Below are 22,366 nucleotides of genomic sequence, written 5' to 3' on the forward strand. Positions count from 1 at the left end.
TTGACCGGTAACCGAGTTTATTTTGTGAATGGGATCACGCAATACAGCCTGGTTATAGATGATGGCTATCCCGCCATTATGGTCGTCTATGTGTTTTTTCAAGGCCTGCTGGTGTAGGCTAGAAAATACAGCTTATGGCTGTCATTAGAATAACGAAATAATAAATAAAGTAACGAAGGGAATATATGAAAATCCATCCATTGGCTTTATCCGTGTCATTGTTGTGCGGCGGAATGCTCTTGTCCGGTTGCAACGATAATAGTTCATCTGCAAGTGATAATACTATTGAGGCGAAAGCCCCCTGGGATTTTGATCTCTATCTGGTCGGGGAGTTCAGCGGTTGGGATCGTGAAGAGAAGTTCAAACTGGTCTTCAAAGATGGAATATATCGATTGGACAACCTGAAGATGAATTCAGGCATGTCACCGTTCAAGGTCGCGGGCCCCGAATGGACGAAATATCCTGACTTTTCTGCCGATAGCCGCAACGAGACCAGCATCTTCCCCGAACAGCGCTATCCCATGTACTACCAGAATAACGGACAGAACAATCGCCTGGTGGTGACCGAAAAGGGGCTGCTCGATATTCAGGTCAAGGTGACCAATGCCGATCTGGCGGCCCCCGTCGTCGAATTTACCATGGTGCGTGATGACCCCAATTACGCTGAAAACCTCTATCTGAAGGGTATAGACGGCAATCTCGAACCGCTCTTGCAGATGATCTACCAGGGCGACAAACGCTATGTGGTGGTGGCCAGGATGGCTCCCGGGGAGCACAAGATTAAGATGGCCTCTGCCCAGGACGGGATCGGCTTTGGTGCCAGCGCCCCCCTGTCATTGAATGATCCCGCCAGGATGCAGCGCTGTGACAGCAGTTGCCAGCTGGCATCCCTGTCGGTGTCACAGGCGGGATATTACAAGTTTGTCCTCGATGCCAGTGAGGATGAAAAGGCCCCTGTGTTGCTGATCAGTGCCGCGACGGACGAGGATCTGCGCTTGATCAATCCTCATGAGGGGCATGAGCTTATCGAGAAGCGGGAATACCAGACCCATATACCCGGGGTCAAGGAGGTTGCCACCTTCTCGGTCAAGCAGGCCGGGGCCGACTATCGCAGCTATGCCCAGTCGACGACCCAGGAGCTGCGGGATCCGGGGGATAGCTTCACCACCTATCAGGAGCAGGCCGATCTGCCCCGGCTGCGCTCGGGTAACATGGTGTTTGACGCCTTGTTTACGCTGGCGACACACGAGATGCGGCAAAACAGCGTGTCCCAGGTCAAGGATGGCAGTTACGGCGGCGGTCAGGCGATCCCCTGCGACTGCTTCGAAACGGGGGCCAAGTGGCATTATGTCTGGACGCGGGATCTCTCTTACGCCACCGATCTGGGGCTGGGGGTGCTGGATCCGCAGCGGGCGCGTAACTCCCTGCAGTTCAAGCTCTCCGATTTCAGAGCCGAGCTGAAGCAGGGTCTCGACGGCCTGATCCCGCAGGGGCGCCAGATCATTCAGGATACGGGCACGGGGGGCAGCTGGCCCATCAGCACCGATCGCATGGGGTGGGCGCTGGCGGCCGAGCAGGTGTTGGCGGCATTGCCCGCCGAGGAACGCAGCGCCTTCCTGCCCGAGGCGTTTGAGGGGCTGCGCAATACCATTGAGAGCGATCGCCTGGCGGCCTTCGATAATGGCGATGGCCTCTATGGCGGGGAACAATCCTTCCTCGACTGGCGTGACCAGACCTATGCCAAGTGGATCAAGACCGATATTGCCCACATCGGCATGAGCAAATCCCTCTCCACCAATGTCCTCCACTACCAGGGTCTGATGCTGGCAGCACACCTGGCCGCCGAGCTGGGCCAGGATGAACTGGTGACTCGCTACAGCCAATGGGCCGCCGCGCTCAAGCAGGCCATCAATCGGGCCTTCTGGCTGGCGGATGAGAAGATGTATGCCAGCCTGATCAATACCGCCACGGATCCGAGCCCGGCCTACAAGTTCGATCTGCTGGGGGAGTCACTTGCCATTCTGGCGGGCATTGCCGATGAGGCGCAGGCCAGGGAGATCGTCAGCCGCTATCCCATTGGGCCTTATGGTGCCCCTGTCTATTTCCCGCAGCAGCCCGATATGCCGGTCTACCATAACCGTGCCATCTGGCCCTTTGTCTCCGCTTACGGGCTGAAGGCGGCGGCCAGGGTGCAGAACGTGGCCGTGGCCGATCGCCATGTCGACTCCATGATGCGCGGGGCCGCGCTCAACCTCTCCAACATGGAGAATCTGGAGTGGCTCTCGGGCCAACCCTCTCTGATGGATCTGGCTCAACCCGACTTGACGGGGCCTGTCATCAACTCCCAGCGCCAGCTCTGGTCCGTTGGCGGTTATCTCGGCATGGTGACCAACACCCTGTTTGGCTACAACGTGGAAGAGCAGGGGATCCGTGTCTCGCCCTTTGTCACCAGTCACCTGCACAGGCTGATGGGCGCCAGACCCGAGGCCGTGCTCAAGGGGCTGAATTACCGTGGCAAGCAGATCGAGATCAAGCTGCTGCTCCCGGATGTCGGGGAGGAGGGCAGTTACTACCCGGTGCGCGGCATCATGCTCAACGGTGCCCCCGTGGGGGAGTTGATCAGCGAGGATATGCTGGCTGCCAGCAACCAGATCGAGGTCCAGTTGGGGGCCGGCATCGCCGATGAACAGGGGATCCGCCTGATCGAGGACGTGGCACCGCTGGACGTGGAAAACCGCAAGGTATTCGCACCGACCGAGCCCACCCTGCTGGGAGTGACCGAGCAAGCTGGCAAGCTGGTCGTCACATGGCAGGACAGCGTCAATAAAGGGGCGCTCAGCTACAACCTGTATCGCGATGGCAAGCTGGTCGCCAAGGGACTCGAGACGGCGGGAGAGTGGGTCGACGACCTGCGGCTGCAACCTGGCATGGCCTATTGCTACAGCGCGGAGGCCATCTATCCCGAGTCCGGTAACCGCTCCCATCATGCCAAGCCGGTGTGCTACCAGCCAGAGACCCGGCGCATCGCGGTCGATGCTGTCACGGTGTCGCATACCGGCACCCTCACGGCGGCCGATGCGGCCATCTCCATGCCCTATCTGAAAGATTGGGGCCGCCCGGAGGATACCGTCCTGGTGCGCAATGTCACACTGGATGGTCAGCGTGCCATTCGCCTGCAGTACAGCAATGCCCAGCACGCCATCAATCTGGGGGTGACCAACGGGGTGAAGCGGATATCCGTGCTCAGCAAGGGCCAGGTGGTCGCAGGCGGCACTGTGCAGATGCCCCATGTGATGAAGGAGGGAGAGATCAAACCGCTGCGAGACTCGACCCCTGTCATCGTTAACGTGCCGGCAGGGCAGTACGACATCCTGGTGAGCGACTTCTATAACATGAGCTATCTGAAGGCGAACGATACCTACAACGATGCCGGCGGGCGGGGCGGGCCGGTCAACCTGATCGATCTGGCCAGCATCACTGTCTCGGCTCGTTAAGCCAACTCAGCGGACAAGCCGGGCTGTGGCCCGGACTTGTCCCGCTGAAGAGTGCAAAAAGCCCTGCCACTCTGGCAGGGCTTTTCTGTATTGGTGGTGGCTCAGCCCAAGCCTGAAAGTGCCCTGACTGTTGCGGGGAGAAGGCGCCATTGCGATGGCCGCAGCGGAAATGACAAGGCCCCGTCAACATCCGTTGGCGGGGCCTTGTCATTGGGGGATTTAATACCGGCTCTGGCTTAGAGCGCCGGCAACAGTCCCATGCTGACGCTCACCTGCACCCCGACGATCAGCACCCCCATGGCGCCGGCCAGGCCCAGGGCCAGCACGCCACCCGGGGCGCGGTAGTGGTGCGTCTCGGCCTGCTTGCGGCTCTGCCACACCAGGGCCACCGGCAGCAGTACCGCCAGTATCGCCAGCGCAATGGCAGCGTAGCCGAGCGCCATGATGAAGCCCTGCGGGAAGTAGAGGGCAAACAGCAGGGGTGGCACGAAGGTGATGAGGCCGGTCTGGGTGCGACCCTGCCAGTTGTCCTTGCGACGGGTCACCTTGGCCATGAAGTCAAACAGACCCAGGGTCACCCCGAGGAAGGAGGTGGCCAGCGCCAGATCGGCAAACAGGTGCATGGCCTGGTTGAAGGCGGGCCAGCTCACCAGCTTGCCGACGTTGGCCAGCAGGCTGTCCAGCGCGCCACCGCTCTGGAGCAGGGCCTGTTGACCCAGCAGACCCAGGATGGCGACCTGCCACAGCACGTAGAGGATGAGCGGCAGGGCAGAGCCCCACACGAAGACCCGGCGCAGCTGCTTGGGGCAGTCCCCCAGGTAGAGCATCACGCTCGGGATGGAGCCGTGAAAGCCGAACGAGGTGAAGATGACCGGCAGACCTGCCAGCAGCAGCCCCTGGCCCAGCGGCAGGGAGAGCAGGTGCTGCCCTTCGGTGCGCGGCAACAGCAGCGCCAGCACCGCCACCATGATCACCAGCTTGACGGTGAACATCAGCCGGTTGAGGTAATCCACCTGCTTGGTGCCGACACAGACCATGCCGCCAAACAGCAGGGTAAAGGCCCAGGCCGCCTGCTCCTGACTGAGGGGGAGGCCGGCATCGGCCAGCGCCTGGGCCAGCAGGCTGCTGCCGCCGCTGATGTAGGCGGAGGCCAGCGAGTAGAACAGCATCAGGATGCAGAAGGAGGCGATGCGCTTGCCCCAGGGGCCGAGCAGGTGATCCGCCAGCTGGTGCAGGTACCACTTGCCGGTGTTGAGGCTGGCTTCCACCTGCAGCATGGCGGTAAAGGCCATCAGGGCCCAGAGGCCGATCATCAGCAGCAGGGTGGCGGGGCCGCCGAGCGACGAAGAGGCCAGCGGCAGGGCCAGCATGCCGGCGCCTATGGTGGTGCCGGCAATCAACAGGGTACATCCCAGGGTTTTGGTGTTCATGGTGTCCATCCGAATCGAGAAACTGCGCGGTGCACAGCAGGCATATGAGGTGTTGGCAAGGCGCCTCCGGGGTCGAGACCGGAGGCTAGCAATATCGGAGTGAACCCATCGTTACGAAAAACCTGTGGTTGTAAAAGTTGGTTGCCAAGTTAACGGATCAAAATGGTGGAAACAAGCCTGAAAAAGCGGATTTTGTACTGGGTTGGCAGAATATGTGGAAATAAATGATGACAGATATGGTTTTGGGGTGGTGAAAAAACGCGCCGCTGTGAGGGAGGCCGCAGCGGCGCGCCATGGAGAGGGGATCAGCGGCGGCGTTTGAGGGTACGGCTCACATAGTGGAGGCCGCACTGGTATTCGCCGCCAATCGCCTTGAGGGCCAGCTCCAGCGCCTGGCTGGCGAGGGCATCGTGCTGCTGGGGCAGGGAGTTGATGCCGAAGGGGAGGAAATCGAGCAGGCGATCATCGCCGAAGGTGGCCATGGCCAGCCGGCTCATGTCGGTCTCCTGCTCAAGGAGATAGTCGAGCACCCCCTCCATCAGGATGTAGGAGGTGGCGACCAGTGCCTGGGGCAGCTGGCCGAGCTGTTGATGCAGCGTCTTGATCAGGCGATAGCCTTCGGCGCGGGAGAAGTGGGCCCCTTCACACAGATGGCAAGCCGTGCTGTGGCTGGCGACGGCCTGTTCGAAGCCCGCTCTGCGTTCACGACTGATCGTGAGCGCCGGCAGTGCGGTGATCAAGGCGATGTGCTTGATTGCCGGCGAGAGCAGGGAGGCGGTGAGATCAAAGCTCGCCTTCTGGTTTTCACTGGCGACGGTGACGAACTTGTCGGCCGCCATGGCCCGGTCGATGGCGAGCACCTGGATGCCGCGCGTCTGCAGGCCGAGGTAGAAGGGATCTTCGGGTGGCAGGCAACTGGCCACCAGCAGCGCATCCACGTGGCGGCTGGCCAGCATTTCGGCCAGCTCCTTCTCGGTGGCGGGGTCATCCTCCGAGCAGACGATCAGCAACTGATAACCCTGTACCCGCGCCCCTTGCTCCAGCCGTTTGGCGAGCTTGGCGTAACTGGCGTTCTCAAGGTCGGGCAGGATGAAGCCCAGGGTCCTGGTCTGGCCACCGCGCAGGGAAGCGGCGCGGCTGTCCGGCTGGTAGTTGTGGGCGGTGACCACCGCCATCACCTTGTCGCGGGTGGCTTGGCTGATGCGGTATTGGTCGGCCTTGCCGTTGATCACATAGCTGGCCGTGGTGCGCGAGACACCGGCGAGGGCGGCGATTTCATCCAGTTTCATCATATTGGCTCTGTTTGAGTTGCTAGGCCCACGGGCACTGCCTGGTGAGGGCACCGAAAAGTGTGCGCGGGATCATATCATTGAAAAGCACTCTTTGTGGGTACTTGATCAATTCGCTGAAACGATTCAGTCTGAGTGTAAGTGAAACGATTCAGCTTGTCAGCAGACAATCGATGGCCGGGCATAAAAACCCGGCATGGCTCCCGAAGGGATGCAATCCGGTCTATTGTCAGCAGGCGAGTGGCACGAATGGTTATGTTTGATGCGCCGGTACGGTCAGGCCGCCCGGCACCTGATGGAGAATCTCTATGTTGAAGTTGGCGCGACAGCAGATCCTGCTGGGGCAGTCGGTGGCGACCAAGGCCGAAGCCATTGCCCTGTTGGCAGGCAAACTGACCGAAGCCGGTCTGGTGGAGGCAGGGTACGTGGAGGGCATGCTGGCGCGTGAAGCGCAGCACGCCACCTATCTTGGCAGCGGCATCGCCATTCCCCACGGCACCACCGACACCCGGCATCTGGTGAAGAGCACAGGCGTCATGGTGGCCCAGTTCCCTAATGGCATCGAATGGGATGAGGGGCAGATCGCCTACGTCGCCATCGGCATCGCCGCCAAATCAGACGAACATCTGGGCATTTTGCGCCAGCTCACCCACGTGCTGGGTGACGAGCAGGCGGCGGCGCAATTGAAAGAGGCCACCGATGCCGACACCATCATCAACATCCTGACCGGTGCCACGGCGCCCAAAGAGGTGCAGTTCCTGGCTTTGGCCGACTTCCCGGCAGACGATCGCGACCAGCTGCTGCTGGGCGCCGCCGCCCGCGCCAAATCCGCCGGTTGGGGCGATGCCGCCATGGTGAGCGCCCTGCTGGCAAGTGAACCCGCCTACCTGGGAGCGGGCATCTGGCTGGCGCGGGCACAAGCCGCCCAGACCGGCTGGGTGCTGGCAACGCCGAGCACTTCACTGAACGCAGGGGAACAACCGGTCAGCGCCCTGCTGCTGCTGTGCGCCGCAGATAGCGGCCATCTGGCGCAGCTCGATAATCTGGCCAAACTGGCGGCTGCCGGTCAACTGGCTACGCTGGCAGGGGGCGAGGGGTTGGCCATGTTGCAAGCGGGGCCAGCCAGCGGTCTTAGTGAAACCTTCACCATCATCAACCCCCACGGGTTGCACGCCCGTCCGGGCGCCATGCTGGTCAAGGTGGCCAAGGAGTATGAATCGGACATTCGGGTCGCGAATCTGGATGGCAGCGGCGAGGCTGTCTCCGCCAAGAGCCTGATGAAGGTCATCGGCCTTGGCGTCAAGTGCGGGCACCGTCTGGCGTTTCGCGTCGAAGGCCCGGATGCCGAAGCGGCGCTCAAGGGCATAGGCGCCGCCATTGCGGCCGGGCTGGGCGAGGGGGCGCACTGATGGACATAGTGACCATCACCCTCAACCCGGCGCTCGATCTCACCGCCCGTCTGGAGGCGATGAGCCTTGGCGAGGTCAATCTGGTGAACGAGGCCAACCTGCGTGCGGCGGGCAAGGGGATCAACGTTGCCATGGTGCTCGGCGATCTGGGCCGCGAGGTGGGTGTCACTGGCTGGCTTGGCGCCGATAACCAGCAGAGCTTCGTCTCCCTGTTTACCGAGCGTGCCCTGGCCGATCACTTCGTGCGCGTGGCGGGCAGCACCCGCATCAACGTCAAGATCTCCGAGCAATCCGGCCGGGTCACCGATCTCAATCTGCCGGGGCTCACCATCCATGAGGGTGAAGTGGGCGCGTTGGAGCAGGCCATCGACGAATTGGCCCCTCACGCCGACTGGTTTGTGCTGGCAGGCAGCCTGCCCAAAGGGGTGGCCCCCGATTACTGTGCCCATCTTATCCACCTGCTCAAGGCCAAAGGCAAGCAGGTGATCTTCGATTGCAGCGGCGCGGCCTTAAGCGAAGGGATCAAGGCGGCGCCGACCCTGGTTAAACCCAATCTGGAGGAGCTCGGCCAGTGGGCCGGCCGCCCCATCAAGACCCTGAGCGAGCAGGCCGAGTTTGCCCGCGCGCTGCAGGCCAGCGGGATCCCCAATGTGGTGATCTCCAACGGCGCCGACGGCCTCATCTGGTTTGCACCCGATGCCGTCTGGCAGGCCATTCCGCCGCGCATGCAGGTGGTCAGCACGGTCGGTGCCGGTGACTCCCTGGTCGCCGGTCTCGCCCATGGTCTCAGCCTTGGCTGGACGCCGGAGCAGACCCTGCGCCTCGCCACCGCCGTCTCGGCGCTGGCGGTCAGCCAGGTGGCGGTCGGCTTTGACGATATCCAGGTCCTCGACCCCTTGCTCGAACAGGTGAGCGTACAGCGTCTGGATGCGCTGGCACCGGTTCAATGCCATACCCCCTCAATGGAAAACTCAGGAGATGCCCAATGAAAGCAATCTTGGTTACGGCTTGCCCGGCGGGCATTGCCACCAGCTTTCTCGCTGCAAAACGGATAGAACAGCAGGCCAAACTGGCAGGCTGGGAACTCACCCTCGACGTCGGCTCCAGCGTGCAGCCCCGTCAGATGCCGAGCAAGGAGCAGATTGCCGCGGCCGACCTGGTGCTGGTTGTCGCCAGCGCTCCGGTGGACCTCGCCGCCTATGACGGCAAGCGGGTCTATCAGGGCAGCATGGATCTCGCCCTGCAGGATCCGGCCGCCTTGCTGGAGGCCGCCGCCAGTGGCGCCAGCGTCTATCGCCATCAAGCCGCGCCCGCAGCTACCAAACCGGCCGCCGCTGGCAAGCGTATCGTCGCGGTGACTGCCTGTCCGACCGGGGTGGCTCACACCTTCATGTCGGCAGAAGCGCTGGAGACCATGGCCAAACAGCTGGGTCATCAGATCCGCGTCGAGACTCAAGGCTCGGTCGGTGCCCAGAACGCCCTGACTGCCGAGGAGATTGCCGCCGCCGATCTGGTGTTCCTCGCCACTGACATCGAGGTGGACATGGCCCGTTTCGACGGCAAGCCGGTCTATCGCACCAGCACGGGGGCGGCGCTCAAGAAAACCCGTGCCGAGCTCGACAAGGCGTGGAACGAGGCGAAAACCTATCGCCACAGCGGCGCCAGCCAACCCAAGAAAGAAGAGAAGGCAGGCCCCTACAAGCACCTGCTGACCGGTGTTTCTTTCATGCTGCCCATGGTGGTGGCGGGCGGCCTCATCATCGCGCTCTCGTTCGTGTTCGGGATCGAGGCGTTCAAGGTGGAAGGCACCTTGGCGGCGGCCCTGATGAAGATCGGTGGCGGCTCCGCCTTTGCCCTGATGATCCCGGTACTGGCCGGTTACATTGCCTACTCCATCGCTGACCGTCCGGGCCTTGCCCCGGGCATGATCGGGGGCATGCTGGCAAGCTCGCTGGGTGCCGGTTTCCTTGGCGGCATAGTTGCCGGTTTCCTGGCCGGTTACAGCGCCAAGTACCTGAGCGACAAGGTGCGCCTGCCGGTGACCCTGGAAGCGCTCAAGCCCATCCTGATCATTCCGCTGTTTGCCAGCCTGTTTACCGGTCTGGTGATGATCTACGTGGTGGGCGGCCCGGTGGCCGGCATCATGAATGCCATGACCGAGTTCCTCAACAACATGGGCTCTGCCAACGCCGTGCTGCTGGGGGTCATCATCGGCGCCATGATGTGCTTTGACATGGGCGGCCCGGTCAACAAGGCGGCCTACGCCTTCGGGGTCGGCCTGCTGGCCTCCAAGACCTATGCCCCCATGGCAGCCGTGATGGCCGCCGGCATGGTGCCGGCACTGGGGATGGGGATTGCCACCTTCCTGGCCCGCACCAAGTTCATCAAGGCGGAGCAGGAAGCGGGCAAGGCCTCCTTCGTGCTGGGTCTGTGCTTCATCTCCGAGGGGGCCATTCCGTTTGCCGCCAAGGATCCGATGCGGGTCATCCCGGCCTGCATGGCGGGCGGCGCCCTGACCGGTGCGCTCTCCATGTTGTTCGGCTGCGAGCTGATGGCACCTCACGGTGGTCTGTTCGTGCTGTTTATTCCGAACGCCATCAGCAACGTCATCATGTATATCGTGGCGATTGCGGCAGGGTCGTTGCTGACCGGGGTGGCTTACGCCATGCTCAAACGCGGTGAAGAGCAGGCCAAGCTGGCCACGGCATAAGCCTTGCCATCCGGCAACATCTCATAGTGTCAAAAAGAAAAGCGGCCTGCGGGCCGCTTTTTTATGTTGCTCATCAAAGGAAGGGGGAAACTAGAAGTCCCAGCCCGGTTGCTCTTGTGGCTCGTTCTGGGCTGCCTCCAGCGCTTTGCGGCGGGCGGCTTCCACCCGCGCCTTGCGACCCCGGCACAGGCGCATTACCTCCTGCTGCTGGGCCGGGGTCATGGTGAGCCAGTTGAAACGCTCTTCGCGGCTGCGCAGGCACCCCTTGCAGTAGCCCTTGTTGTTCACTTCACAGACCCCGATGCAGGGGCTCTGCAGCGGGAAGATCTCGAGCTGTTCCATCCATGGCCCCTCACACCTTGTTACCTTGTTATAACCCAGAAGATCCCCTTTGGAGAAATCCGCCGTCGCAGGCTTGAAGGCGTTTGCTTTCCCCCTGCAAATTTGGCATCTTCCCCGCCGAACATGACGCTTGGTGTTATATGAGGACATATGAATAAACACGCGTACTGGCTGACCGCCGCTGTGCTGGGGTTGGCCGGTTGTGCGGGCAACTCTGAGCAAGCCCAGGTGCCCAAAAACAAACCCGATGCCAGATGTTTTCTCAACTGCGAGGTGCCAGAAAATCTGGGCAAGCAGTATCTGGACGGCATGCTGCCCGACGATCTGGTGCGGGTTGAGCGCGTCAACAGTCGCGTGCGCGCCGACTACAGCAAGTTCGGCCCTCAGAGCCGGCTGGTGCTGGAGCGCTCAGGCAAGATGACCCGCCGCTATGGCGAACTCTATCATCAGCTCTCTCGCTGGGTGGCGAACGGCGGCAATCCCGCCGACATTACCCGCTACGGCATCAGCCTGGCCCAGCTGGGGGGCTCGGATCGGATGGGGAACGTGCTGTTCACCGGTTACTACTCGCCGGTGCTGGAGGTGCGCCACCGCCCGGATGCGAAATACAAGTACCCCATCTACGCCATGCCCAACTGCGGCAGTCGTTGTCCGACCCGGGCCCAGATCCATCAGGGGGCGCTGGCCAACCGCGGGCTGGAGCTGGGCTACAGCAAGTCTCTTATCGACAACTTCCTGATGGACGTGCAGGGCTCGGGCTTCGTCCACTATGGTGACGACGACAGGCTGCAATATCTGGGCTACAGCGGCAAGAACGGTCACGGCTATGTGAGCATAGGCCGGGTGCTGATCGACCGCGGCGAGGTACCCAGGGAGCAGATGTCCATGAAGGCCATCAAGGAGTGGGCGAACCGTCAGCCGGAGGAGAGCGTCAAGGAGCTGGTGGAGCAGAACCCCTCCTATGTCTTCTTCGAGCGTCGCCCTACCAACGACGTGATCGGGGCTGCTGGCATTCCGCTGTTGCCGATGGCGGCGGTGGCCGCCGACAAGACCCTGCTGCCGATGGGCACCCCGATCTTGGCGGAAGTGCCCTTGCTCGACAAAGATGGCAACTGGACCGGCAAGCATCAGCTGCGGCTGTTGATCGCGCTGGATGTGGGCGGGGCGGTGAAGAAGGGTCACCTCGACCTCTACCACGGCATGGGCGAGAAGGCCGGTGTTGCAGCCGGTCACTACAAGCACTTCGGCCGGGTCTGGAAACTGGGCCTGCACCATGGGCCGACCGCCGCGCCCTGGCTGTAAGGTCTTGTGGGGGCGGTTGTGCATCAGCCGCCCGCCCACGAGGCATAGAGATGGATGTAAAAAAGCCGCCGGAGCAATCCGGCGGCTTTTTGTTTAGCGAGGCGAGCTTGGACATATCAAGAGAGGGCGGTCTCAGCCCTTCTTGATGTCGAGCCGGATGGCCCCCACCGGCTTGCAACAGCAGGGCAGGCACTCTCCCTGCGAGACAAAGGCGAGCGGCACGGCGGCATAGTGCACCTTGCCTGCCAGCAGCGGGGTACGGCAGGCGCCGCAATAACCGCTGCGGCACTGGAACTCCACGTGATGACCGTGACGCTCCAGGGTCTCCAGCACGCTCTCGCCGGGGTGGGCGTGCAGCACGCCATCCCGGGTGTGTACCTGCGGTGCGCCCGTCTCGCTCTTGGCGGGGGCTGCGTGCGGGGCAGGGGTCAGCGTGCCGGTGGCGTCACTCACAGCTCGAAATCACCCAGGTCTTCGGCATTCACTTCGCTGTCGATCTGACCCACCAGGTAGGAGCTTACTTCCACTTCCTGCGGGGCGACCTGCACGTTGTCGGATGACAGCCAGGTGTTGATCCAGGGGATCGGGTTTTGCTTGGCGCCGGCAAAGGCCGGTTGCAGGCCAACGGCGGCCATCCGCAGGTTGGTGATGTACTCTACGTACTGGCAGAGGATGTCCTTGTTCAGGCCGATCATGGAGCCGTCCTGGAACAGGTACTCGGCCCACTCCTTCTCCTGGATGGCGGCTTCCTTGAACAGATCGAAGCAGGCCTGCTCGCACTCGCGGGCGATCTCGGCCATCTCGGGGTCGTCCTGGCCGCTGCGCATCAGGTTCAGCATGTGCTGGGTGCCGGTCAGGTGCAGTGCTTCGTCGCGGGCGATCATCTTGATGATCTTGGCGTTGCCCTCCATCAGCTCGCGCTCGGCGAAGGCGAAGGAGCAGGCGAAGCTGACGTAGAAGCGGATCGCTTCCAGTGCGTTGACGCTCATCAGGCACAGGTAGAGCTTCTTCTTGAGCTCGCGCAAGGTAATGGATACCTCGCGGCCGGCCACCTGATGGGTGCCTTCACCGTGCAGGTGGTAGAGCGCGGTCGCTTCAATCAGATCGTCGTAGAAGTGGCTGATGGAGCCGGCGCGCTTCAGGATCTGCTCGTTGGTCACGATGTCGTCGAACACCTGGCCCGGGTTGTTGACGATGTTGCGGATGATATGGGTGTAGGAGCGCGAGTGGATGGTCTCCGAGAAGGCCCAGGTCTCGATCCAGGTTTCCAGCTCCGGGATGGAGACCAGCGGCAGCAGCGCCACGTTGGGGCTGCGACCCTGGATGGAGTCCAGCAGGGTCTGGTACTTCAGGTTGGAGATGAAGATGTGCTGCTCGTGGGGCGGCAAGGCCTGGAAGTCGATGCGGTCGTGGGAGACGTCCACCTCTTCCGGGCGCCAGAAGAAGGAGAGCTGCTTCTCGATCAGGCGCTCGAACACTTCGTGTTTTTGCTGGTCATAACGGGCCACGTTGACCGACTGGCCGAAGAACATCGGCTCCTTGAGCTGGTCGTTTTGGGTCTGGCAGAAAGTTGAATAGGCCATGGTTGTCGAATATCGCGAAGTAGGGGAAACAGGAGGGCGGGAGCTTGTCGCTCCCGCCCGGTTCATCAGATCTTGCAGGCGCCGCCGGCACAACCGTCATCTTGCAGATCGGTCTGGGCATCGTCCGCACCATCACGGGTGTTGTGATAGTACAGGGTCTTGAGGCCGTATTTGTAGGCGGTCAGCAAGTCTTTGAGCAGCTGCTTCATCGGTACCTTGTTGCCTTCGAAACGGGCGGGATCATAGTTGGTGTTGGCGGAGATCGCCTGATCCACGAACTTCTGCATGATACCGACCAGCTGCAGGTAACCATCGACGCTCGGTTGCTTCCAGAGCAGTTCGTATTGATCCTTCAGGCGGTCATACTCGGGCACCACCTGCTTGAGGATGCCATCCTTGGAGGCCTTGACAGAGACCAGACCGCGCGGCGGCTCGATGCCGTTGGTGGCGTTGGAGATCTGGCTGGAGGTCTCGCTCGGCATCAGGGCGGTCAGGGTGGAGTTGCGCAGACCCACGTTGCGGATCTCCTCGCGCAGCGCTTCCCAGTCCAGATGCAGCGGCTCGTTGCACAGGTTGTCCAGATCCTTTTTATAGGTATCGATGGGCAGGATCCCCTGGGCATAGGTGGTTTCGTTGAAGGCCGGGCAGGGGCCGAACTCGCGGGCCAGCTGCACGGAGGCCTTCAGCAGGTAGTACTGGATCGCCTCGAAGGTGCGGTGAGTCAGCGCCAGACCAGAACCGTCGGAGTAGCGGGCACCGTTCTTCGCCAGGTAGTAGGCGTAGTTGATGACGCCGATCCCCAGGGTACGACGGTTCATGCTGCCCTTCTTGGCGGCCTTGAGCGGGTAGTCCTGATAGTCGAGCAGGGCATCCAGGGCGCGCACGGCCAGCTCGGCCATCTCTTCCAGATCTTCCAGCTTCTCGATGGCGCCCAGGTTGAAGGCCGACAGGGTGCACAGGGCGATCTCGCCATCCTCGTCATCCACGTTGTTGAGCGGCTTGGTGGGCAGCGCAATCTCGAGGCAGAGGTTGGACTGGCGTACCGGCGCCACGCTCGGATCGAACGGACTGTGGGTGTTGCAGTGGTCCACGTTCTGGATGTAGATGCGACCGGTGCCGGCGCGCTCCTGCATCATCAGGGAGAAGAGATCGACCGCCTTGAGGGTCTTCTTGCGAATGCTCGGATCCTGCTCGTATTTGACGTAGAGCTCTTCGAACTTGTCCTGATCTGCGAAGAAGGCATCGTACAGACCCGGCGCATCGGACGGGGAGAACAAGGTGATGTCGCCACCCTTGATCAGGCGCTGGTACATCAGCTTGTTGATCTGCACGCCGTAGTCCATGTGACGGACCCGGTTCTCTTCCACGCCGCGGTTGTTCTTCAGTACCAGCAGGCTCTCCACCTCGGTGTGCCACAGCGGGTAGAACAGGGTGGCCGCCCCGCCGCGCACGCCGCCCTGGGAGCAGCACTTCACCGCAGTCTGGAAGTACTTGTAGAAGGGGATGCAACCGGTGTGGAAGGCTTCGCCGCCACGGATGGGGCTGCCAAGACCACGAATGCGACCGGCGTTGATGCCGATGCCGGCGCGCTGGGAAACGTAACGCACGATGGCGCTGGCGGTGGCATTGATGGAATCCAGGCTGTCGTCGCACTCGATCAGCACGCAGGAGCTGAACTGACGGGTCGGGGTGCGTACGCCGCTCATGATCGGAGTCGGCAGCGAGATCTTGAAGGTCGAGACCGCATCATAGAAGCGCTTGATGTAGTCCAGACGGGTATCTTTCGGATACTTGGAGAAGAGGCAGGCCGCTACCAGGATGTAGAGGAACTGCGGGCTCTCGTAAATTTCGCCGGTGACGCGGTTCTGGACCAGGTACTTGCCTTCCAGCTGCTTGACCGCTGCGTAGGAGAAGTCCATGTCGCGCCAGTGGTCGAGGTGGGCGTTCAGCTCCTCGAACTCGGCCTGGCTGTAGTCTTCCAGCAGGTGCTTGTCGTACTTGCCCATGTCCACCAGCTTGGCGACGTGCTGGTAGAGGTGGGGCGGCTCGAACTGGCCGTAGGCCTTCTTGCGCAGGTGGAAGATGGCCAGACGGGCGGCCATGTACTGGTAGTCCGGGCTTTGCTCGGAGATCAGATCAGCAGCGGCCTTGATGACGGTTTCGTGGATATCGGCGGTACGGATGCCGTCATAGAACTGGATGTGGGACTTGAGTTCCACCTGGGAGACCGACACGTTGTCGAGACCCTCGGCAGCCCAGTCGAGCACGCGGTGAATTTTATCCAGATCGATGGGTTCTTTGTGGCCGTTACGCTTCGTCACAAACAAGTTCATTGGCTGATGACCTTTAGTTGATTCCCGAAAAACCATCGCACGGCGTTGGCCTCCGGCCCGGGAAGGGCGATGGAGGTGGGTACCTATTGTGCGATGAATCACAAGATATAGTGTTATTTTGAATTCGAGCTACAAGATAGTGAGGTCTGCCCGGCTTTGCAATCTGTGGATAAGGCAATTGCTGTGGATAAATTGTGGGTGTTGTCGATGGAGTTAGTGGACGCTCACAGCGAACGGGTTTTCATCCGTCCGATCCGGTAAATGCAAGTCTGATGATCGAACATGGAAAATTTAAATAACTTTTTTTGCTTGCGAAAACGGGGTGTTTTTACTAGCAAATTCAGCCTGATTATCCCTTGTGCAGCAAGGGTCAAAAGGTGTCCGATCCCGCTGCCGCACTGCTTGTCAAACCGGCAAAACGGGGGATCAATTGCCGATCCTCCGTTTTGCTGCGCGAGTGACCAGATGGGCGTCATTTTCACCGCTCAGCTCAAGGGATGGTCGCAAAGCTGCGTCTGTTATCCATCTCTTGGGTTATCCACCTGCTGCGTTATCCAAGAGAACCCAGGCGTGGAGCTCCCCCTGATCATCCACTTCTATATGTATCCACGGCAGCCTTGCCTGACTGCTCAGGCGGGCAAGGCTTAATCCAGCTCGTAGCGCAGCCAGTGATGCAGGGCCTGCACGGTATCAAAGTGAAGGTCGGCGCCCCACTGGGCCGGATCCTCGTCGTCATTGAGGTAACCCCAGCCGGCGACGGCGGTACGCATACCGGCGTTGCGGCCGGCCTCGATGTCGCGCACATGATCCCCCACATAGAGACAGTGGCTGGCCGCGACGCCAAGCTTATCGCAGGCAAAGAACATGGGGGCGGGGTCGGGCTTGCGCACCGGCAGAGTGTCGGCGCTGACAGTGACGCCGCAACTGGCAAGCGCCGGCAGCGCAGCCAGCAGCGGCTCGGTGAGAAAGCCCGGCTTGTTGGTGACGATGCCCCAGGGCAGCTTTTTCTCGTCGAGCCACTCGATGAGATCCACCATGCCCTCATAGGGGCGGGTGCCGACACAGAGGTTGGCCGCGTAGTAGTCGAGCAGGGCGGTGCGAAGGCGGGTGGCGCCCAGCTCTTCCAGCAGCTCGTCACCAAGACCGGCCCTGAGCAGCCCGAGCGCCCCGTGGGAGGTGGTCTGACGGATGATGTCGTCAGAAAGCGGCGCAAAGCCTTCGCTGACCAGCACATGGTTGACGGCGGCGCCGAGATCCGGCGCGGTGTCGAGCAGGGTGCCGTCCAGATCGAACAGTACGCAGCCAAGGGGCGCAGCAGGGTGAGTCGTCATCAGCCTTGCTCCGGGCGTTCGAACGCCACCATGTAGTTGACGTCGACGTTGCGACCAAGCTTGAAGCTGTTGGAGAGCGGCGCGTAGTGGACGCCGCTCATGTCCCGTACCAGCAGGCCTGCCGCCTCACCCATGCGACACAGTTCGGCCGGGGTGATGAACTTCTTGTGATCGTGGGTGCCCTTGGGGACCATCTTCATCAGGTACTCGGCACCGAGGATCATCATCAGATAGGCTTTCGGGTTGCGGTTGATGGTGGAGACGAACACCTTGCCGCCCGGGCGTACCAGGGTGGCGATGGCGCGCAGCACGGAGGCAGGATCCGGCACGTGCTCCAGCATCTCCATGCAGGTGACCACGTCGTACTGACCCGGGGCTTCGTCGGCGTGGGCCTCGGCGGTGATCTGGCGATACTCGAGCTCCACCCCCGCTTCCAGGGCATGCAGGCGGGCGACGCCCAGGGGCTCCTTGCCCATGTCGATGCCGGTGACCTGGGCGCCGCGACGAGCCATGCTCTCGGCGAGGATGCCGCCGCCGCAACCGATGTCGAGGATGCGCTTGCCAAACAGGCCGCCGCTCTTGTCGGTGATCCAGTCAAGGCGCACCGGGTTGATTTGATGCAGCGGCTTGAACTCTCCCTCCATGTCCCACCAGCGGGAGGCGATGGCTTCGAATTTGGCGATTTCTGTCAGATCGACATTGGCATCACTGTGCATTTTTTGATGATCCTGTGGCAAGGGCGCGCAGGCAGGGGAGTGCGCGCGCAATCTATTGTCCTGGCGGGCATTATAACGGACGGACTTTGTCACACCAGCCCGACTTGTTACCGGATTTGTGGCTTAAGATATTTGGCTCAGTGTGTTACCATGTCGCGCTGTTTAAGCCAAAGAACAACTAATTAGGGATTAAGGCTTTCTATGAGCGATCTGGCCAGAGAGATCACGCCGGTCAACATCGAAGAAGAGCTCAAGAGTTCCTATCTTGATTACGCCATGAGCGTGATCGTAGGACGAGCTCTGCCGGATGTGCGTGATGGCTTGAAACCGGTTCACCGCCGCGTTCTGTATGCAATGAACGAGCTGGGGAACGACTGGAACAAGCCCTATAAAAAATCGGCCCGCGTGGTCGGTGACGTAATCGGTAAATATCACCCGCACGGCGACAGTGCCGTGTATGACACCATCGTCCGCATGGCGCAGGATTTCTCCATGCGTTACATGCTGGTCGACGGTCAGGGCAACTTCGGTTCGGTCGATGGCGACAGCGCCGCGGCCATGCGTTATACCGAAGTGCGGATGGCCCGCATCTCCCACGAGCTGCTGGCCGATCTGGACAAAGAGACCGTGGACTGGGTGCCGAACTATGACGGCACCGAGATGATCCCGGCTGTCATGCCCACCAAGGTTCCCAACCTGCTGGTCAACGGCTCCTCCGGTATTGCGGTGGGCATGGCGACCAACATTCCGCCTCACAACCTCACCGAGATAGTCAACGGCTGTCTGGCGTTGATCGAGAACGGCGACCTCACCATCGACGAGCTGATGACCTACATCACCGGCCCGGATTTCCCCACCGGTGGCATCATCAACGGTCGTTCCGGCATCGTGCAGGCGTACCGTACCGGTCGTGGCTCCATCTACGTGCGCGCCAAGGCCGAGGTGGAAGTAGACGAGAAGACCAGTCGCGAGACCATTATCGTCCACGAGATCCCCTATCAGGTGAACAAAGCTCGCCTGATCGAGAAGATCGCCGAGCTGGTCAAAGAGAAGAAGATCGAGGGCATCAGTGCCCTGCGCGATGAGTCCGACAAGGACGGCATGCGCATCGTCATCGAGATCAAGCGCGGCGAGTCCGGCGAGATTGTGCTGAACAATCTCTACAAGCACACCCAGATGCAGACTACCTTCGGCATCAACATGGTGGCGCTGGACAACAACCAGCCCAAGGTGATGAACCTCAAAGAGATCCTGGATGCGTTCCTGCTGCACCGCCGCGAAGTGGTGACCCGCCGGACCGTGTTCGAACTGCGCAAGGCGCGGGATCGGGCCCACATCCTGGAAGGTCTGGCGGTAGCCCTGGCCAACATCGATCCGGTGATCGAGCTCATTCGCCACAGTGCGACCCCGGCCGATGCGAAAGCGGGCCTGGTTGCCAAAGGCTGGGAGCTCGGCAACGTGGCTGCCATGCTGGAGAAAGCCGGTGACGACGCGGCCCGCCCAGAGTGGCTGGAGCCGGAGTTCGGCATTCGCGACGGCCAGTACTTCCTGACCGAGATCCAGGCCCAGGCCATCCTTGACCTGCGTCTGCACAAGCTGACTGGCCTCGAGCACGAGAAGATCCTGGAAGAGTATCAATCTCTGCTGGATCTCATCGCCGAGCTGCTGCACATCCTGGCGAGCCCGGAACGCCTGATGGAAGTGATCCGCGACGAACTGCTGGCCGTGCGCGAGCAGTACGGCGACGAGCGTCGCACCGAGATCAGCATGTCCAGTGCCGAGATCAACATCGAAGATCTGATCACCCCGGAAGACGTGGTCGTGACCCTGTCTCACCAGGGCTATGTGAAGTATCAGCCGCTCTCCGACTACGAGGCCCAGCGCCGCGGTGGTCGTGGCAAGTCGGCCACCCGGATCAAGGAAGAGGACTTTGTGGAGCGTCTGCTGGTGGCCAACACCCACGACACCATTCTGTGCTTCTCCACCCGTGGCAAGGTCTACTGGCTCAAGGTGTATCAGCTGCCGGAAGCGTCCCGTGGCGCCCGCGGTCGTCCGATCATCAACCTGTTGCCGCTGGAAGAGGGTGAGCGCATCACCGCCATCCTGCCGGTGAAAGAGTATGACGCCGAGAAGTACGTCTTCTTCGCCACCGCCAACGGTACCGTGAAGAAGACCAGCCTGTCCGACTTCAGCCGTCCGCTCTCCTCCGGTATCCGTGCCATCAACCTCAAAGAGGGTGATGAGCTGATCGGGGTGGACATCACCGATGGCAGCAACGAGATCATGCTCTTCTCCGATGCGGGCAAGGTCGTTCGCTTCGCGGAAGGCAGCGGTCGTTCGGAAACAGATCGCGCCGATGCTGATGCCAGCGATGAAGTCGAGACCGACGACGACGCCGGCAACGACGATGATGGCAGTGACAACGGCGAAGGCACCGAAAGTAAGGGCACCTTCAAGGGCGTACGTCCCATGGGTCGTACCGCTGCCGGTGTACGCGGCATCAAGCTGGGTGCCGGTGACAAGGTGGTCTCCCTCATCGTGCCGCGCGGCGAAGGGGCTATCCTCACCGCCACCGAGAACGGTTACGGCAAGCGCACCGCGCTGGACGAATACCCGACCAAGAGCCGGGGTACCCAGGGCGTTATCTCCATCAAGGTGGATGAGCGTAACGGCAAGGTGATCGATGCGATCCAGGTCGAAGATACCGACCAGATCATGCTGATCACCAACGGCGGCACCCTGGTGCGTACCCGTGTTGCCGAGGTGAGCGTCATCGGTCGTAACACCGGCGGTGTGCGTCTGATCCGTACCGGTGAAGACGAAACCGTGGTCGGCCTGCAGCGCGTTGCCGAGAGCGACGAAGAGGAAACCGAGGCCCTGGCCGTCGAGGGGGAGGTGTCTGAAGGCACCGACACCGCCGCAGACACCGGTGCTGTCGATGCAGGGGAGGCGGGTGACGAGTAATCGTTCCCCCTTTACCCGATAAAAAGAGCGACCTTCAGGTCGCTCTTTTTTTATGCCCGCCGTTGGCCGCCCCAGCCAGGCTGCCGCCAGAGCGGCAACCGAGATGTCATCGGGGCGTCATGCCTCTGTCATGGGGGCAGGGCATCTTGCCTGCGTCGGCGATCACAACGGCGGCCTCTGCCGCACAGGAGTATCTTATGACCAGCTGGGTAATGTGGGAGATCTGGTGGAGCCGGGTATGGGGCGAAGCCGGGAGGGACGAGGCGCAGCACGAACAGGAGCTGGAAGTGGCCCATGAACCGGCGAGGCTGCCGGTCGAGCTGATTGCCCGCGAGCGCGCTGCAGGAGTGCGCCACAGAAGCTGACTTGGTCATGCCCACTGGTGGCGTCATGACGGGAATTAAAACAGCCGCAGCTGCTCGCCCGGGCGGATGAAGGCATCCTGGCGCAGCTGAAAGTGGCGCTTGCCGAGCCCGAGCCGCTTGGCGATCAACCGAAAGCGCTGGGCCAGCAGATCGGCAAACTGGCCTTCACCTCGCATCCGGCTGCCGAAGGCGGGACTGTTGAGGGCGCCGTCCCGGCTGGCTCGCAGCTGGTTGAGGATCGCCTCCTTCTGGCCTGGGTAGTATTGCTCCAGCCAGTCACTGAACAACGGTGCCAGCTCGTGGGGCAGTCGCAGCAGGATATAGTCGGCGCAATGGGCACCTGCCTCGGCGGCGCTCTTGATGATCTGCTCGAGCTCGGGCTCGTTGAGCCGCGGGATCATGGGGGCCGCCAGCACGCCGACCGGCACGCCGGCCCTGGCCAGTTTCTCCACCACCTTGAGCCGCCCGGCCCCTGTGCTGGCTCTTGGCTCCAGCTGTCGCCGCAGGGTTTCATTCAAGGTGGTGACCGACACCATCACCTGGCAGAGGCCCTCTTGGGCCAGCTCCGTCAGCAGATCGAGGTCGCGCAATATCATGGCACTCTTGGTGATGATCCCCACCGGATGGTGATGGGCAAGCATCACTTCCAGCAACTGGCGGGTGAGGCGATAGTGGTGCTCGATGGGCTGATAAGGGTCGGTATTGGCCCCCAGCACTATGGTCTGAGGCTGATAGGCGGGTCTGGCAAACTCCCGGCGCAGCAGCTCGGCGGCGTTGAGTTTGGCGAACAAGCGGGTTTCGAAGTCGAGGCCGGGGGAGAGCTCGAGATAGGCGTGGCTCGGTCTGGCATAACAGTAAATGCAACCATGTTCGCACCCCTGATAGGGATTGATGGAGCGACCGAAGGGGACATCGGGGGAGCTGTTGTAACTGATGATGCTGCGGGCGCTGATCTCCGTCACCTCGGTGCGGGGATCGCTGGCGGCAAATGCCGCTTCCCACTCGGGTTGGGCCCAGCCGTCGTCGACCGCATCGACCTGCGGGCCGCTGAAACGGTGATCGACATTGTGGGAACTGCCTCGTCCTGCCATCGCATTG

At 61.6% G+C, this 22,366-nt stretch carries 16 protein-coding genes; 7 read left to right on the forward strand and 9 right to left on the reverse strand.

Annotated elements, in window-relative coordinates; genetic code table 11:
• Positions 1–392: 392 nt before the first annotated feature.
• The gene (locus tag AB5Y95_RS06380; protein WP_368160116.1) at positions 393–3,494 is read left to right on the forward strand and encodes an amylo-alpha-1,6-glucosidase; all 3,102 of its coding nucleotides are present in this window, start codon (positions 393–395) and stop codon (positions 3,492–3,494) included.
• 236 nt (positions 3,495–3,730) lie between these two features.
• Here AB5Y95_RS06380 and AB5Y95_RS06385 read toward each other — a convergent pair whose 3' ends face one another.
• Positions 3,731–4,924 (reverse strand): aromatic amino acid transport family protein, encoded by a 1,194-nt coding sequence (locus AB5Y95_RS06385; protein ID WP_017785303.1) that lies wholly within the window; start codon positions 4,922–4,924, stop codon positions 3,731–3,733.
• A 305-nt stretch (positions 4,925–5,229) separates the two neighbouring features.
• Positions 5,230–6,216 carry a catabolite repressor/activator gene (gene cra, locus AB5Y95_RS06390; RefSeq protein WP_211029559.1) on the reverse strand — a complete coding sequence of 329 codons (987 nt, stop codon included), beginning with the start codon at positions 6,214–6,216 and terminating at the stop codon, positions 5,230–5,232.
• Between the two features lie 305 nt (positions 6,217–6,521).
• On the opposite strand from cra, the gene fruB reads away from it, so the two are divergent.
• Genes fruB through fruA form a run of 3 tightly spaced genes read left to right on the forward strand, consistent with a single transcriptional unit; the run spans position 6,522 to position 10,332 of the window.
• Positions 6,522–7,622, forward strand: coding sequence for a fused PTS fructose transporter subunit IIA/HPr protein (fruB, locus tag AB5Y95_RS06395; protein WP_117405860.1), 1,101 nt, complete (start codon positions 6,522–6,524; stop codon positions 7,620–7,622).
• Positions 7,622–8,611, forward strand: coding sequence for a 1-phosphofructokinase (gene pfkB / locus AB5Y95_RS06400; protein ID WP_368160121.1), 990 nt, complete (start codon positions 7,622–7,624; stop codon positions 8,609–8,611). Before fruB ends, pfkB begins: the two co-directional genes overlap by 1 nt.
• Positions 8,608–10,332, forward strand: coding sequence for a PTS fructose transporter subunit IIBC (gene fruA, locus AB5Y95_RS06405; protein ID WP_368160124.1), 1,725 nt, complete (start codon positions 8,608–8,610; stop codon positions 10,330–10,332). Before pfkB ends, fruA begins: the two co-directional genes overlap by 4 nt.
• Before the next feature lie 90 nt (positions 10,333–10,422).
• Here fruA and AB5Y95_RS06410 read toward each other — a convergent pair whose 3' ends face one another.
• Positions 10,423–10,674: a DUF1289 domain-containing protein gene (locus AB5Y95_RS06410; RefSeq protein ID WP_017780135.1), complete on the reverse strand. Its 252-nt coding sequence runs from the start codon at positions 10,672–10,674 to the stop codon at positions 10,423–10,425.
• A gap of 150 nt (positions 10,675–10,824) precedes the next feature.
• On the opposite strand from AB5Y95_RS06410, the gene mltA reads away from it, so the two are divergent.
• Entirely contained in the window at positions 10,825–11,976 is a 1,152-nt protein-coding gene (gene mltA / locus AB5Y95_RS06415) for a murein transglycosylase A (protein ID WP_368160126.1), read from the forward strand.
• A gap of 132 nt (positions 11,977–12,108) precedes the next feature.
• Here the strand turns inward: mltA and yfaE are convergent, their stop codons facing one another.
• The 5 genes from yfaE to ubiG form a co-directional block, all read right to left on the reverse strand.
• Entirely contained in the window at positions 12,109–12,429 is a 321-nt protein-coding gene (yfaE, locus tag AB5Y95_RS06420; protein ID WP_368160129.1) for a class I ribonucleotide reductase maintenance protein YfaE, read from the reverse strand.
• A complete protein-coding gene (gene nrdB, locus AB5Y95_RS06425; protein WP_368160131.1) occupies positions 12,426–13,559 on the reverse strand; it encodes a class Ia ribonucleoside-diphosphate reductase subunit beta in 1,134 nt (377 codons plus the stop codon). The genes yfaE and nrdB overlap by 4 nt, the downstream gene beginning before the upstream one ends.
• 65 nt (positions 13,560–13,624) lie before the next feature.
• Positions 13,625–15,892 (reverse strand): class 1a ribonucleoside-diphosphate reductase subunit alpha, encoded by a 2,268-nt coding sequence (gene nrdA / locus AB5Y95_RS06430; RefSeq protein ID WP_368160134.1) that lies wholly within the window; start codon positions 15,890–15,892, stop codon positions 13,625–13,627.
• Positions 15,893–16,536: 644 nt separating this feature from the next.
• Entirely contained in the window at positions 16,537–17,223 is a 687-nt protein-coding gene (locus AB5Y95_RS06435) for an HAD family hydrolase (protein ID WP_017780132.1), read from the reverse strand.
• Positions 17,223–17,939, reverse strand: coding sequence for a bifunctional 2-polyprenyl-6-hydroxyphenol methylase/3-demethylubiquinol 3-O-methyltransferase UbiG (gene ubiG, locus AB5Y95_RS06440; protein WP_005300640.1), 717 nt, complete (start codon positions 17,937–17,939; stop codon positions 17,223–17,225). The genes AB5Y95_RS06435 and ubiG overlap by 1 nt, the downstream gene beginning before the upstream one ends.
• A 201-nt stretch (positions 17,940–18,140) precedes the next feature.
• Here ubiG and gyrA point away from each other — a divergent pair, with 201 nt between their 5' ends.
• Together gyrA and AB5Y95_RS06450 are read left to right on the forward strand one after the other, a co-directional pair.
• Positions 18,141–20,903 carry a DNA topoisomerase (ATP-hydrolyzing) subunit A gene (gyrA, locus tag AB5Y95_RS06445; RefSeq protein ID WP_368160137.1) on the forward strand — a complete coding sequence of 921 codons (2,763 nt, stop codon included), beginning with the start codon at positions 18,141–18,143 and terminating at the stop codon, positions 20,901–20,903.
• 197 nt (positions 20,904–21,100) lie between these two features.
• Entirely contained in the window at positions 21,101–21,268 is a 168-nt protein-coding gene (locus AB5Y95_RS06450) for a hypothetical protein (RefSeq protein WP_162852089.1), read from the forward strand.
• Between the two features lie 35 nt (positions 21,269–21,303).
• Here AB5Y95_RS06450 and AB5Y95_RS06455 read toward each other — a convergent pair whose 3' ends face one another.
• Positions 21,304–22,359 (reverse strand): PA0069 family radical SAM protein, encoded by a 1,056-nt coding sequence (locus tag AB5Y95_RS06455; protein WP_368160140.1) that lies wholly within the window; start codon positions 22,357–22,359, stop codon positions 21,304–21,306.
• Between the last annotated feature and the right edge of the window lie 7 nt (positions 22,360–22,366).

Origin of the sequence: Aeromonas sp. R5-3 (genome assembly GCF_040908225.1) — a bacterium.
Taxonomy (GTDB): domain Bacteria; phylum Pseudomonadota; class Gammaproteobacteria; order Enterobacterales; family Aeromonadaceae; genus Aeromonas; species Aeromonas dhakensis.